The following is a 14,038-nucleotide window of genomic DNA, read 5'->3' as shown; positions in this document are numbered from 1 at the left end:
TAATATTTAAAAGAAAGGGGCTTAATTGCCCCTTTTGTTGTTTTTTATTTTCTCTTTCTTATATCTTATGAAGAAATTTTTAATTGCGATTTTACTTTTAATTTTGATTTTAGCGGGCGTGGTTAATTTTGGTTATTACAAAATTACTGAATTTGTAAAAACTCCGGTAAATGTGCAGGCAGATCAACTTTTAACTATTGAACGTGGCACAACTGGTTCAAAATTAGCCGCACTTTTTGAGCAAGAAAAGTTAATTGATGATGGGAAATTATTACCTTATTTGCTGAAGTTGAAACCTGAGCTAAATAAAATAAAAGCAGGGACTTATTCTCTTGAGAATGTTAAAACTGTGCAAGATTTACTGGATTTGCTTAATTCAGGTAAGGAAGTGCAGTTCAATGTAAAATGGATTGAAGGAAAAACCTTCAAGGATTGGCGAAAAGATCTTGAAAATACACCGCACTTGGTGCAAACCTTGAAAGATAAGAGTAATGAAGAAATTTTCACATTACTTGATTTGCCAGATTTTGGTCGAAATCTTGAACTAAAAAATGTGGAAGGTTGGCTTTATCCTGATACTTATAACTACACGCCTAAATCGACAGACTTGGAGCTACTTAAGCGATCGGCTGAGCAAATGAAAAAGGCGTTAAATAAGGCGTGGAACGAGCGTGATAAGGATTTACCTTTAGCTAATCCTTATGAAATGTTGATTCTGGCTTCTATCGTAGAAAAAGAAACAGGCATTGCTACTGAGAGAGCAAAAGTGGCCTCTGTATTTATCAACCGTTTGAAGGCAAAAATGAAATTACAAACGGATCCAACGGTAATTTATGGTATGGGTGAGAATTACAGTGGTAATATTCGTAAAAAAGATTTAGAAATGTCAACGCCTTATAATACCTATGTGATTGATGGATTGCCGCCAACACCAATTGCTATGCCAAGTGAAAGTTCGTTACAAGCTGTTGCAAAACCTGAAAAAACAGATTTTTATTATTTTGTGGCAGATGGTTCTGGTGGGCATAAATTTACCCGCAATTTGAATGAACATAATAAAGCGGTACAAGAATATTTACGTTGGTATAGCAGTCAGAAAAATGCCAAATAAAAGAGCGGAAGAAAATATGAAAGGAAAGTTTATTGTTATTGAAGGCTTAGAAGGCGCGGGAAAAAGCTCTGCTCACCAGTCTGTTGTGCAAGTCTTGCATGAACTGGGAATTAAAGATGTGGTGTTTACTCGCGAACCGGGCGGAACGCCATTGGCAGAAAAATTACGTCATCTAATCAAATATGAAACTGAAGAACCTGTGACAGCAAAAGCAGAGTTATTAATGCTTTATGCAGCACGTATTCAGTTAGTAGAAAATGTGATTAAACCTGCTTTAATGCAAGGAAAATGGGTGGTAGGTGATCGCCACGATATGTCATCTCAGGCGTATCAAGGTGGTGGACGTCAATTAGACCCGCATTTTATGCTCACCTTGAAAGAAACCGTATTAGGTGATTTTGAGCCTGATCTCACAATTTATTTGGATATAGAACCGAGTGTCGGTTTAGCACGAGCTCGTGGACGAGGTGAATTAGATCGTATTGAGCAAATGGATTTGGATTTTTTCCATCGCACTCGAGCACGCTATTTAGCGTTAGTAAAAGATAATCCAAAAGCAGTGGTGATTAATGCTGAGCCGAGTATTGAACTTGTTCAAGCTGATATCGAAAGCGCGGTAAAAAATTGGTGGAAATCAAACGAAAAATGATCGCACTTTACCCTTGGCTAATGCCAATTTATCATCAAATTGCTCAAACCTTTGACGAAGGTTTGGGGCATCATGCTGTGCTGATTAAAGCTGATTCTGGTTTAGGTGTAGAACGTTTATTTGATGCACTTGTACAGAAAATAATGTGTGTGGCTCAAGGCGATAAACCTTGTGGTCAATGCCATTCTTGTCATTTAATGCAAGCCCATAGCCATCCAGATTATCATGAATTGAGCCCTATTGATGGTAAGGATATTGGCGTTGATCAAGTGCGCGATATTAATGAAATGGTTGCTCAACACGCACAACAAAACGGCAATAAAGTGGTCTATGTGCAAGGTGCGGAGCGTTTAACGGAAGCGGCTGCCAATGCATTATTGAAAACATTGGAAGAGCCTCGTCCAAATACTTATTTTTTACTTCAGGCGGATAGTTCAGCAAGTTTATTAGCAACCATTTATAGTCGATGCCAAGTGTGGAATTTGTCCGTGCCTAATGAGCAAACGGCTCTTGATTGGTTGAAATCAGAAAGTGCGGCTGAAAATCAGGAAATTTTGACCGCACTTGCGATGAATCTTGGGCGTCCGCTTTTAGCATTAGAGACTTTACAACAAGGGCTTATTGAACAGCGTAAAAACTTCTTACGTCAATTTTGGGTGTTCTATCGCCGACGTTCACCATTGGAATTGCTTCCGTTGTTTGATAAAGAACGCTATGTTCAGCAAGTGGATTGGATTTTGGCTTTTCTTTCCGATTGTTTAAAACATAAACTTGAAATTGATAGTCATCGACAAGTTGCCGATCTTGGCCGCGGTATCGAACAATTCAGCGATGAGCAAACCGCTCTTGGTTTATTACAAGCAATCAAAATTATGCAAAAAGTGCGGTCAGATTTGCTTACAATTAATGGTGTGAATGTTGAATTGATGCTATTAGATAGCTTGACCAGATTAGTCACAGAAGTATTTGAAACGCAATAAATTAAAGATATATCGTCTATGGCGTTCAAGCCTTAGGTATAAGGAAAAATAATTATGTTCATTGTTGACTCCCACTGCCATTTAGATGCATTGGATTATGAAAATTTACATAAAAACATTGCAGATGTGGTGGAAAAAGCGCGCGCGCGTGATGTGAAACATTTGCTCGCAATTGGTGTAACGTTAAGCCGTTTTGAGCAGGCTTATGAATCTTTACGCGAATTTAATAATGTCTCGCTTGCTTGTGGTGTTCACCCACTGGATTTTGAAGAAGAACCTTATGACGCAGAACGCTTATTGCGTTTAGCGCAAGATCCAAAAGTGATTGCGATTGGCGAAATTGGATTAGATTATTATTACAGCGCGGACAATAAAGCGGAGCAACAAGCGGTGTTTGGTAGCCAAATCGATATTGCAAACCAGTTAGATAAGCCTGTAATTATTCATACACGTTCTGCAGGTGATGATACCATTTCAATGTTACGCCAACACCATGCTGAAAAGTGCGGTGGCGTTATTCATTGTTTTACGGAAACCATGGAATTTGCGAAAAAAGCGTTAGATTTAGGTTTTTACATTTCTTGTTCTGGCATTGTGACCTTTAAAAATGCCGAAGTGATTCGTGAGGTTATTCGTTATGTGCCAACGGATCGCTTATTGGTGGAAACAGATTCGCCTTATCTTGCGCCAGTGCCTTATCGGGGAAAAGAAAATCAACCGGCTTATACGAGAGAAGTATGTGAATACGTGGCAACCTTAAAGGGCTTTTCTACTGAGGAGTTTGCTCGAATCACTACGCAAAATTTCGAGCGTTTATTTAAAATTCGTGTAGAATAAATGCACAGTTCTGACAAGGGAAAAGTATGCGAAAGTTTTTTAAATATTTCTTATTTATTGTTGTTTTTTTATTCCACGGTTTTATGTTTTCTGTGGTGAATTATGTGTTCCCTCATTATGATGTGACACGTGTTACTGGCGTAGAAGTTAAACGTGTTGATAAAGATGGGCCAATCACAAAATCGAATCCAGCTGATGGCCCAACACGTGATGTGTATTACATCAACACGCAAAATGACGATGGCAAAATTATGGTGTATCGCAATGAAGATACACGTTGGGGTTTTCCGTTCTACTTCAAATTTGGCTCAGCCAATTTACAGGCTGAAGCGCAGGCTTTGGGTAATGACAACAAACTTGTGCAAATTAAATACTATGGTTGGCGTATTACGATGATGGATGAATATCGCAATGCAACCTCAATTAAAGAAATTACGGCTGATGACACGCCAAGTCATCCAATCGTTTCTTGGATTTTCTATGCATTCCTGTTAGCTACCTTATTCTTGTCTATTCAATTTGTTCGCGGCTGGTTTGACAGCGAAGAGTAATATCCTGAACGGCCGCAAAGTGCGGTCGTTTTCTTTCATATTTTTGAGTAATGATTATGGAATTATTTCATACTATTTTGGCGATTATTGCCTTAATTCTAATTAGTGCGGTTGTTTCTTCTGCAGAAATTTCACTGGCGGGTTCGCGTAAATTGAAACTACAAACCCTTGCGAATGAAGGGGATGTGCGCGCGCTTCAAGTGCTTAAATTGCAAGAGCACCCTGGTCGTTTTATTACCGTGGTTCAAATCGGTTTGAATATGGTGGCGATTCTTGGCGGGGGAATTGGTGAAAGCGCACTAAGCCCTTATATCGCGGAAATTTTAAGCCGCTCTTTTGTGGGCGATTGGATTGAGCCAACCGCTTCTACAATTGCGTTTGTGTTGGTTACTTGTTTCTTTATCTTATTTGCTGATCTTATTCCAAAACGTATTGCCATTACTTATCCTGAAATGGTGGCATTGCGCGTTGTCGGCATTATGAATTTCAGTATGTTTGTCTTTAAGCCGCTTGTGTGGTTTTTTGATACGATTGCTAATGTATTTTTCCGCTTATTTCGTATTTCCACTGTGCGTGAAGATGGCATGACGTCTGAAGATATTTTCGCTGTAGTAGAAGCGGGGGCTGAAGCTGGTGTATTAAAAACTCAAGAGCATTATCTCATTGAAAACATTTTCGATATGCAATCACGTACAGTGACTTCCACCATGACAACGCGTGAAAATATCGTGTATTTAGACCGCACTTTTTCTCGCCAAGAAGTCATGGATACGCTTTCTCGTGATTCTCATTCTAAAATTGTGATTTGTGACAATAGCCTCGACAAAATCTTAGGTTATGTAGAATCCCATACGTTGCTCACCATGTATTTGCAGAATGAAAATGTGGTGCTCACAGATCCTAAACTACTCCGTAAAGCATTATTTGTGCCGGATACGCTTTCTCTTTACGAAGTATTAGAATTGTTTAAATCTACCGGTGAAGATTTTGCGATTATTGTAAATGAATATGCCCTCGTAGTGGGTATTGTTACGCTAAATGATGTCATGAGTATTGTTATGGGGGAATTAGTTTCTAACGAAGAAGAATATATTGTGAGTCGTGATGAAAACTCATGGCTTATTGATGGCGCAACGCCATTAGAAGATGTGACACGAGTATTAGATATTGAATCTTTCCCAGATGAAGAAAATTACGAAACCATCAGTGGCTTTATGATGTATATGCTACGTAAAATCCCGAAAAAAACCGATTCTGTGGTTTACGGAAAATACAAGTTTGAAGTGATTGATACGGAAAACTTTAAAATCGATCAGATTTTGGTGTCTTTAGTAAAAGAGGCGGAATAATTACCGCCCTTTCTTTAATCCCCTTCAGCCAGTATAATGGCGGCGTTTTATTAACTTTAATCAGGTATGACTATGTTTAAAAAAATCTCTGTTTTATTTTTTACGTTAATGTTGGCAGGTTGTTCTTCTTGGTCATCGGTTACCAACTACATTCCATTTATGGGGAACGATAAAAAAGTGATTGATTTAGATAAGGATAAAATCGATCAAAAATCTTATGCGGCTGCTTATGAAGCGACTATAGCGACATATAAAGGTCGCGTGAATGAAAATTTCTTTGTAGATAATTTTGCAAGTGGTGCGAATGACTGGTATCTAGGCCGTATTTTAGTTCCTGTTAAACAAATTCAGGATAAACTTTATACAGGCGGCCATGATTCTGATGTATATGCTTATTATAGCGGCGTGTTACATGCGGAAGCATTGCAAGCGAACCTTAAACGTTTGAACGCAAATTGTTGGGAAAAAGTGGATTCGCAAAGCATAACTCAAGGTATTTATGATGCGATGCGTGATTTGCAAAAAGGCAAAGAGCGCGGTGAAAATGATGAATATATTGCGCAAGGTAGTGAAGCACTGCTGAAAGCCTGCACATCTAAATAATTGTTTTTCAACAAGCTGCTGGTCGATTTATTTCACCAGCAGCTTTATTTTTAAATTATTAAGGAGCAAGAATGTTAGAACTTTCGGAAAGCAACATTCATTTAAATGCTAACGCAGCTGATAAACAACAAGCGATTGAAATCGCAGCGTCCGCATTAGTTCAAGCAGACAATGTGGAAAATGGTTACTTGCAAGGAATGCTAGCGCGCGAGTTGCAAACCTCAACCTTTTTAGGCAATGGCATCGCTATTCCTCATGGCACCTTGGATACTCGTTCGATGGTAAAGAAAACGGGCGTGCAAGTGTTTCAATTTCCTCAAGGCATAGAATGGGGAGAAGGAAATATTGCTTATGTCGTGATTGGTATTGCGGCGCGATCTGATGAGCATTTGTCCTTATTACGTCAACTTACTCACGTTTTGAGTGATGAAGATACCGCAGCGAAATTAGCAAAAATAACGGATGTTGCTGAATTTCGTGCGATTTTAATGGGCGAGACAATTGAGCCATTTGAAATTCCTGCTGCCAATATCAGTGTAGATGTAGATACCCAAAGTTTATTAACTTTAGTCGCGATTAATGCGGGGCAATTACAGATGCAAAGTGCGGTAGAAAATCGCTTTATTTCTGAGGTGATTAATAATGCGGCATTACCACTTGGCAAAGGGTTATGGGTAACCGATTCTGTCGTAGGGAATGTGAAAAATGCCTTGGCATTTAGTCGTGCCAAAACGATTTTTAGCCACAATGGCAAAGCTGTAAAAGGCGTGATAACCGTTTCAGCTATCAGTGATCAAATTAATCCAACTTTAGCGCGTTTATTAGATGACGATGTCCAAACAACCTTACTCAATGGTAATTCAACAGAAATTTTGACCGCACTTTTGGGTTCAGAGTGTGATGTTGAAACTCAATCTGTAGAAGGTGCTGTTGTAGGAACCTTTACGATTCGTAATGAACATGGTTTACATGCGCGTCCAAGTGCGAATTTGGTTAATGAAGTGAAAAAATTCACTTCGAAAATTACCGTGCAAAATCTTACTCGTGAAAGTGAAGTCGTCAGTGCAAAAAGTTTGATGAAGATTGTTGCACTTGGTGTAATACAAGGGCATCGTTTACGTTTTGTGGCAGAAGGGGAAGATGCAAAACAAGCTATTGAAGCATTGGGCAAAGTGATTGCCGACGGCTTGGGTGAGAATGTTTCTGCCGTGCCGCCATCTGAACCAGATACCATTGAAATTATGGGGGAGCAAATTCACGCACCAGAGGTAACAGAAGATAATAACTTGCCGGCAAATGCTATTGAGGCAGTGTTTGTAATTAAGAATGAACACGGTTTGCACGCTCGCCCAAGTGCAGTGTTGGTAAACGAAGTGAAAAAATATAATGCCTCTGTAGCGGTTCAGAATCTTGATCGTAATTCTCAATTAGTGAGTGCTAAAAGCTTAATGAAAATTGTGGCATTAGGCGTAGTAAAAGGGACTCGTTTACGTTTTGTTGCAACGGGCGATGAAGCGCAACAGGCTATTGATGGAATCGGTGCTGTGATTGAATCGGGTTTAGGGGAATAGTATGGCAAGCGTTGTAACAATTACTTTAAATTCCGCCTATGATTTAGTCGGGCGTTTAACTCATATCCAACTTGGTGAAGTAAATACCGTAGAAACCCTTGGCTTATTTCCTGCGGGGAAAGGCATTAATGTCGCAAAAGTACTAAAAGATTTAGGCGTTGATGTTTCAGTAGGCGGTTTCTTGGGCGAGGATAATTCAGCTGATTTCGAGCAAATGTTTAATAAGCACGGTTTGGAAGATAAATTCAACCGTGTGGATGGCAAAACTCGTATCAATGTAAAAATTACCGAAACTGAAGCAGATGTGACAGATTTAAATTTCTTGGGATATCAAATAAGCCCACAAGTTTGGCAACAATTTGTGACGGATTCTTTGGCTTATTGTTTAAATTATGACATTGTCGCAGTTTGTGGCAGTTTACCTCTAGGTGTATCTCCTGAATTATTTGCTGATTGGTTGAGTCAGCTTCACCAAGCTGGCGTAAAAGTGGTGCTTGATAGTAGCAATGCTGCGCTTACCGCTGGATTAAAAGCGAAACCTTGGCTAGTAAAACCCAATCATCGAGAACTTGAGGCTTGGGTTGGTCATCCATTAAATCGTCTTGAAGAAATTATTGCTGCTGCACAGCAACTCAAAGCGGAAGGTATTGAAAACGTGATTATTTCAATGGGAGCCAAAGGTTCTTTATGGATTAATAATGAAAGCGTGCTCAAAGCCGAACCGCCAAAATGTGAAAATGTAGTGAGTACTGTTGGGGCAGGCGATTCAATGGTAGCAGGCTTAATTTATGGTTTTGAAAAAGGTTTATCGAAAGCTGAAACCTTAGCTTTTGCTACGGCTGTGTCCGCTTTTGCGGTGTCTCAAAGTAATGTCGGTGTGAGTGATTTGAATTTACTTGAGCCCATTTTAGAAAAAGTACAAATAACGATGATTGAAGGATAGTATGAAGTTATTTTTAACCCAATCAGCTAATGTAGGCGATGCGAAAGCCTATTTATTACATGAAGTTTTTCGAGTAGCTGCGCAAAAAGCAAATGTCTCTATTGTAGAAACACCAGCCGAAGCAGATCTTGTTCTCGTATTTGGTTCTGTATTACCCAATAACCCTGCGTTAGTTGGTAAAAAAGTCTTTATTATCGGCGAAGCTATCGCCATGATTTCTCCTGAAGTCACGCTGGCAAATGCCTTAGCCAATGGAGCAGATTATGTTGCTCCGAAAAGTGCGGTGAATTTTACAGGTGTTTCTGGTGTAAAAAATATTGTTGCGGTAACTGCTTGTCCAACTGGCGTTGCACATACGTTTATGTCAGCCGAAGCGATTGAAGCCTATGCGAAAAAACAAGGTTGGAATGTAAAAGTTGAAACCCGTGGTCAAGTTGGGGCTGGCAATGAAATTACTGCAGAAGAAGTCGCGGCGGCTGATTTGGTATTTGTTGCAGCAGATATTGATGTGTCTTTAGATAAATTTAAAGGTAAACCAATGTATCGCACTTCAACAGGATTAGCCTTGAAGAAAACCGAGCAAGAATTTGATAAAGCATTTAAAGAGGCCAAAGTTTTTGATGGCAGAAATAATGCTGGCTCAAAAGAAGAAAGCCGTGAGAAAAAAGGTGTGTACAAACACTTAATGACTGGCGTTTCTCATATGTTACCGTTAGTGGTTGCGGGTGGGTTGTTGATCGCGATTTCGTTTATGTTCAGTTTTAATGTAATTGAAAATACAGGAGTTTTTCAAGATCTTCCCAATATGTTGATGAATATCGGTAGTGGTGTGGCGTTCAAGTTAATGATTGCCGTGTTTGCCGGTTATGTTGCATTTTCTATCGCTGATCGTCCAGGGCTTGCAGTTGGTTTGATTGCGGGGATGCTGGCAAGTGAAGCGGGTGCAGGGATTCTTGGCGGTATTATTGCGGGTTTCTTAGCGGGCTATGTAGTGAAAGGGCTGAATGTGATTATTCGATTGCCAGCAAGCCTGACTTCATTAAAACCGATTTTAATTTTACCGCTCTTGGGTTCGATGATTGTTGGTTTGACGATGATTTACCTCATTAATCCACCAGTAGCTGAAATTATGAAAGAGCTAAGTAATTGGCTTACTTCAATGGGCGAAGTGAATGCGATTGTGTTAGGCGCAATTATTGGTGCAATGATGTGTATCGATATGGGCGGGCCGGTAAATAAAGCAGCATACACCTTTTCTGTTGGATTGATTGCATCCCAAGTTTATACGCCAATGGCTGCGGCAATGGCCGCGGGTATGGTTCCACCAATTGGTATGACAGTGGCGACTTGGATTGCTCGCAATAAATTCACTGTTAGCCAACGCGATGCGGGGAAAGCATCATTCGTTCTTGGTTTATGTTTTATTTCCGAAGGTGCATTACCATTTGTGGCAGCAGATCCAATTCGTGTCATTATTAGCTCTGTGATTGGTGGTGCAGTGGCTGGTGCGATTTCTATGGGCTTAAATATTACATTACAAGCTCCACACGGCGGATTATTTGTAATTCCATTTGTATCTGAGCCGTTGAAATATCTTGGTGCAATTGCGATTGGTGCTTTATCAACAGGTGTGGTTTATGCCATTATTAAATCGAAAAACAATGCGGAATAATACCGCACTTTGAATGTAAAAAAGCCGATTCATTTGAATCGGCTTTTGTTTTGGAATAGATTTATTTTTCACGATCGTCGATAGTTTGTAGCAAATAATTTCCATCTGCATCAGCAAGACTGCGGAAACCTACATTCGTGATTTTGTAGGGATACTTTGTTCGATAAGTAAAGTTTTCGTGATGATGACCGTGGAATACTTGCTTAACACCCATCTTCATTGCCAAATCATTAATCACTTGGAAACCCATCGGATGTGGCTTAGGGGCTTCGTGACAAATCAACACATCCGCTTGTTGGTTTTCTAAGATTTCAATATCCGATGGGAAAATTGACGTGCGATGACGTAAAGGCACACCGCCTCGCCAGATTTTCTCTTGTGGGCTATATTGACAATAATGAATAGGATCAAAAAACATGGGGCGATTTGGCGGCATCCAAATTTGCCCTCGGAATACACCGCCTAATCCTGCAATGTGGGTGCCTTGAATATCAACTACGCGATTGTGTAAATTCCGTGATTGCCATTCAGAACCCCAAATCGCATCAAAAGCACTAATTGTTTTGCTATCATGATTTCCATGAATAAACCAAATATCACAATGTTTAGCAAGTTTATCCAACTCATCTGTTGTCGTGAGCTGTAAATCGCCTAAAATTATGAGTGCGACATTTTCCTGTTCTCTCACAAAAGGGTAAATATGATCGTAGCTTCCGTGTGGATCACCGGCAAATAAGATCATTGATGTTTTCCTTTTATAACAAATGGACTATTTTGCAATTCACTGATTTCTTCTTCATTTAACACTTTCTCAATGACTGCTTTCACTTGGTTATAGCGATCAAGATAACTTGGCGATTCAATTTCTATGTAAGGGACTTTATATTTATCTAACAGTTTTTTGAGTAGTTGTTGAAATTGTTGGCGTTGCTTTTGTGAACCTAAACTGCGCAAGCCATCATCCACCCATTCAGTATTATTTTTAAGCAAAATAGTGACATCGAATGGATATTCTTTAATCATCGAATCTAAAAATGGATGGGCTTTTCCTTCGTACTGAATGCAGAACGCTTGCGTGGTGATGAAATCCGTATCAATAAATGCAATTTTATGTGCATGGCGCACTGCATAATCAATGTATCGTTGATGACCAAGAGCCATTTGCGGATAGTCAGAATATTGCATGGCCTGCTCATTGCCACCTAGCTTTTCAAATACAAATTCACGGCCGTATTCCCATGCAGACGTGGTATTAAATACGGCAGCTAACTTATTCACAAGCACACTTTTACCGCTGCTTTCTCCACCTAAAATCGCCACCGTTTTGGCAAAGAAAGGGCGAACTTCTTTCGGAATAAATTTCCAATATTGGAATGGAGTCGTACGAATTTTAGTTGCAGACACATTAAAGAAAGTGCGGTCAGGATCGACTAACGAAACTTCTAAACCTAAGTATTTCTCGTAAGGTGCTTTATCTTGAGGTTCGCTACTAAATACGATTGAAGGTTCAAAATGTTTTTCATGAAATAGGGTTTTAACCGCTTCGCTCCAAGATTGCCAGCCATTTGGATAACTCGGAATACCGTCTTCAACCAAATGATGAATAAAAATCTGATTTTTTTGATATTTGAAAATTTGCTGCATCCAACGCAAACGATCTTGCACGGTTGGCATGCGTTTCATTTTACTATCGTAAAATAATTTCAAATCGCGCTCCGTATCACTACACACGATAACGTGTAGTTCATCTACTTTACTGAACGCTTCATAAATCATATTTATATGGCCTGTGTGCACGGGATAAAATTTCCCGAAAATGACACCGACTTTTTTCTCTTTTGCTTTTGACATAATCGGCTCTTGATAGCGTAAGAATTGAGTACGTTTATTGTAGGCTAAATGAAAATATTTTTCACGTTCTGATTTAGTGCCTAGGTATTTTGCGCTATACTTAGTGCGCATTCTCAGGGCAGGGTGAAATTCCCTACCGGTGGTAAAGCCCACGAGCGTTTAAAAGTGCGGTCAATTTTTGGCAAATTTTTCCAGCTAAATTGTCCTGATTTTCACTTTTAAAGTCAGCAGATTTGGTGAAATTCCAAAGCCGACAGTAAAGTCTGGATGAAAGAGAATAAAACGAGTTGGGTTCCCAAATCGTTCATTTTATTTGCATTTCTCAGCCCTGATTCTGGTATTTAATTGAAATCTCAAATTAGGAAATTACTATGAATCAGTCAATTTTATCTCCATTCGGCAATACCGCTGAAGAACGCGTACTTAACGCAATTAATGCCTTCAAAAATGGAAATGGCGTATTAGTTTTAGATGATGAAGATCGTGAAAATGAAGGCGATTTAATTTTCCCAGCAGAAACAATCACGCCAGAGCAAATGGCAAAATTAATTCGTTATGGAAGTGGTATCGTTTGTTTATGCATTACCGATAAACGTTGCCAACAACTCGATTTACCGCCAATGGTAGAACATAATAATAGCGTAAACAAAACGGCTTTTACTGTAACGATTGAAGCCGCGAAAGGTGTTTCTACAGGCGTATCTGCCGCAGACCGAGTCACAACCATTAAAACAGCGATTGCTGATAATGCAGTTCCAAAAGATTTACATCGTCCCGGTCATGTTTTTCCACTTCGTGCAGCAAATGGTGGCGTACTTACCCGCCGCGGACACACTGAAGCTTCTGTTGATTTAGCACGTCTAGCTGGATTTAAACATGCAGGTGTGATTTGTGAAATCACGAATGACGACGGCACAATGGCTCGCGCCCCTGAGATTGTAGAATTTGCAAAGAAATTTGGTTATTCTGTGCTAACCATTGAAGATTTGGTTGAATATCGTTTAGCACATAATATTTAAAATGAAGAAGTGCGGTGAAAATTTCTATGATTTTTCACCGCACTTTTTATCTTATACCATTCCACATTTTATTTATTTGGGTAACTTTTATGCTCAGCTCAGCACAATTATGTTATCAGTTTAACTACTGAACAAAAACGCCGAAAACATATTACAGAAGAATTCGGTAAGCAGAATATTCCTTTTGAATTTTTTGATGCTATCACGCCTGAACTTATTGAAGAAACGGCTAAAAAATTCAATATCACCTTTGATCGTTCATCAAAAGCAACTTTGTGTGACGGTGAGATAGCCTGTGCACTAAGCCATATCGTTTTATGGAATTTCGTTTTAGAAAATAATTTAGATTATATTAATATTTTTGAAGATGATATTTATTTGGGAGAAAATGCAAAAGAATTACTTGAAATCGATTACATCCCCAAAGATACCGATATTCTTAAACTAGAAACCTTGTACGGTAAAATTATGCTCGGCAGTATGTATAAAATAAAATGTCAACGAAATATATTTCAATTAAAGTATAAACATACTGGTATGGGCGGGTATACCATCACAGCCAAAGGTGCTCGATATTTATTGAATAAAATCCAAAATAGACAACTTGTTCTAGCAATAGACACGCTTATTTTTGATAAACTCTTAAACCAAAGAGAATATAAAGTTATGCAACTCTATCCCGCTGTCTGTATCCAAGATTTAATTATAAATGGTGAAAGTAAATTTAAGAGTAGCTTACAAGATGGTAGAGAAACCGTTCATGCTAATCAAACCAAAACAACCCCATTAGAAAAAGTGATCAATGAATTGGGGCGAATTAAAAGACGAATATTCGGTAAACCAGTACCATTTAAATAATACTTATTTAATCAAAAATACAATAATTTGAGATTCTAAGCAAA

At 39.1% G+C, this 14,038-nt stretch carries 12 protein-coding genes, 2 pseudogenes and 1 riboswitch; of the genes and pseudogenes, 12 read left to right on the top strand and 2 right to left on the bottom strand.

Annotated elements, in window-relative coordinates:
- Positions 1-67 precede the first annotated feature (67 nt).
- The 10 genes from mltG to KP712_RS07095 all read left to right on the top strand — a co-directional run bounded on the left by mltG (position 68) and on the right by KP712_RS07095 (position 10,266).
- On the top strand, positions 68-1,111 hold the full coding sequence (mltG, locus tag KP712_RS07140; RefSeq protein ID WP_048952980.1) for an endolytic transglycosylase MltG: 1,044 nt from the start codon (positions 68-70) through the stop codon (positions 1,109-1,111).
- Positions 1,101-1,760 (top strand): dTMP kinase, encoded by a 660-nt coding sequence (gene tmk, locus KP712_RS07135; protein WP_048952949.1) that lies wholly within the window; start codon positions 1,101-1,103, stop codon positions 1,758-1,760. Before mltG ends, tmk begins: the two co-directional genes overlap by 11 nt.
- Positions 1,757-2,740 (top strand): DNA polymerase III subunit delta', encoded by a 984-nt coding sequence (locus tag KP712_RS07130; RefSeq protein ID WP_048952950.1) that lies wholly within the window; start codon positions 1,757-1,759, stop codon positions 2,738-2,740. Before tmk ends, KP712_RS07130 begins: the two co-directional genes overlap by 4 nt.
- A 54-nt stretch (positions 2,741-2,794) precedes the next feature.
- The gene (locus KP712_RS07125; protein WP_048952951.1) at positions 2,795-3,577 is read left to right on the top strand and encodes a YchF/TatD family DNA exonuclease; all 783 of its coding nucleotides are present in this window, start codon (positions 2,795-2,797) and stop codon (positions 3,575-3,577) included.
- A gap of 26 nt (positions 3,578-3,603) precedes the next feature.
- On the top strand, positions 3,604-4,128 hold the full coding sequence (locus KP712_RS07120; RefSeq protein ID WP_005626131.1) for a DUF1523 family protein: 525 nt from the start codon (positions 3,604-3,606) through the stop codon (positions 4,126-4,128).
- 50 nt (positions 4,129-4,178) lie between these two features.
- Positions 4,179-5,477, top strand: coding sequence for a hemolysin family protein (locus KP712_RS07115; RefSeq protein ID WP_048952952.1), 1,299 nt, complete (start codon positions 4,179-4,181; stop codon positions 5,475-5,477).
- A 72-nt stretch (positions 5,478-5,549) separates the two neighbouring features.
- Positions 5,550-6,080 carry a hypothetical protein gene (locus KP712_RS07110; protein WP_165818743.1) on the top strand — a complete coding sequence of 177 codons (531 nt, stop codon included), beginning with the start codon at positions 5,550-5,552 and terminating at the stop codon, positions 6,078-6,080.
- Between the two features lie 71 nt (positions 6,081-6,151).
- Positions 6,152-7,651 carry a fused PTS fructose transporter subunit IIA/HPr protein gene (gene fruB / locus KP712_RS07105; protein WP_065265601.1) on the top strand — a complete coding sequence of 500 codons (1,500 nt, stop codon included), beginning with the start codon at positions 6,152-6,154 and terminating at the stop codon, positions 7,649-7,651.
- 1 nt (position 7,652) lies between these two features.
- A complete protein-coding gene (gene fruK / locus KP712_RS07100; RefSeq protein ID WP_065265600.1) occupies positions 7,653-8,594 on the top strand; it encodes a 1-phosphofructokinase in 942 nt (313 codons plus the stop codon).
- A gap of 1 nt (position 8,595) precedes the next feature.
- Positions 8,596-10,266, top strand: coding sequence for a fructose-specific PTS transporter subunit EIIC (locus KP712_RS07095; protein WP_111407696.1), 1,671 nt, complete (start codon positions 8,596-8,598; stop codon positions 10,264-10,266).
- Positions 10,267-10,327: 61 nt separating this feature from the next.
- Here KP712_RS07095 and KP712_RS07090 read toward each other — a convergent pair whose 3' ends face one another.
- On the bottom strand, positions 10,328-11,008 hold the full coding sequence (locus KP712_RS07090) for a metallophosphoesterase (RefSeq protein WP_111407697.1): 681 nt from the start codon (positions 11,006-11,008) through the stop codon (positions 10,328-10,330).
- Positions 11,005-12,246: pseudogene (gene nadR, locus KP712_RS07085) on the bottom strand (multifunctional transcriptional regulator/nicotinamide-nucleotide adenylyltransferase/ribosylnicotinamide kinase NadR); the annotation flags it as partial. The pseudogene nadR and the gene KP712_RS07090, both read right to left, overlap by 4 nt.
- A riboswitch (FMN riboswitch) is annotated at positions 12,223-12,400 on the top strand. Its footprint overlaps the pseudogene before it by 24 nt.
- Positions 12,401-12,488: 88 nt before the next feature.
- Between nadR and ribB the strand changes: the two are divergent.
- The gene (ribB, locus tag KP712_RS07080) at positions 12,489-13,136 is read left to right on the top strand and encodes a 3,4-dihydroxy-2-butanone-4-phosphate synthase (RefSeq protein ID WP_009500753.1); all 648 of its coding nucleotides are present in this window, start codon (positions 12,489-12,491) and stop codon (positions 13,134-13,136) included.
- A gap of 14 nt (positions 13,137-13,150) precedes the next feature.
- Positions 13,151-13,994 (top strand): annotated as a pseudogene (locus tag KP712_RS07075) (glycosyltransferase family 25 protein).
- Positions 13,995-14,038 lie beyond the last annotated feature (44 nt).

Origin of the sequence: Haemophilus sp. SZY H68 (genome assembly GCF_018829685.1) — a bacterium.
GTDB classification, from domain to species: domain Bacteria; phylum Pseudomonadota; class Gammaproteobacteria; order Enterobacterales; family Pasteurellaceae; genus Haemophilus; species Haemophilus haemolyticus_K.
Note: the sequence above shows the minus strand (reverse complement) of the source record. Positions and strands in the feature narration are given on the sequence as shown.

Bases quoted from the DNA above. Each gene is read 5' to 3' on its own strand.
- mltG (WP_048952980.1), top strand. From the start codon at position 68: ATGAAGAAATTTTTAATTGCGATTTTACTTTTAATTTTGATTTTAGCG.
- tmk (WP_048952949.1), top strand. From the start codon at position 1,101: ATGCCAAATAAAAGAGCGGAAGAAAATATGAAAGGAAAGTTTATTGTT.
- KP712_RS07130 (WP_048952950.1), top strand. From the start codon at position 1,757: ATGATCGCACTTTACCCTTGGCTAATGCCAATTTATCATCAAATTGCT.
- KP712_RS07125 (WP_048952951.1), top strand. From the start codon at position 2,795: ATGTTCATTGTTGACTCCCACTGCCATTTAGATGCATTGGATTATGAA.
- KP712_RS07120 (WP_005626131.1), top strand. From the start codon at position 3,604: ATGCGAAAGTTTTTTAAATATTTCTTATTTATTGTTGTTTTTTTATTC.
- KP712_RS07115 (WP_048952952.1), top strand. From the start codon at position 4,179: ATGATTATGGAATTATTTCATACTATTTTGGCGATTATTGCCTTAATT.
- KP712_RS07110 (WP_165818743.1), top strand. From the start codon at position 5,550: ATGTTTAAAAAAATCTCTGTTTTATTTTTTACGTTAATGTTGGCAGGT.
- fruB (WP_065265601.1), top strand. From the start codon at position 6,152: ATGTTAGAACTTTCGGAAAGCAACATTCATTTAAATGCTAACGCAGCT.
- fruK (WP_065265600.1), top strand. From the start codon at position 7,653: ATGGCAAGCGTTGTAACAATTACTTTAAATTCCGCCTATGATTTAGTC.
- KP712_RS07095 (WP_111407696.1), top strand. From the start codon at position 8,596: ATGAAGTTATTTTTAACCCAATCAGCTAATGTAGGCGATGCGAAAGCC.
- KP712_RS07090 (WP_111407697.1), bottom strand. From the start codon at position 11,008: ATGATCTTATTTGCCGGTGATCCACACGGAAGCTACGATCATATTTAC.
- ribB (WP_009500753.1), top strand. From the start codon at position 12,489: ATGAATCAGTCAATTTTATCTCCATTCGGCAATACCGCTGAAGAACGC.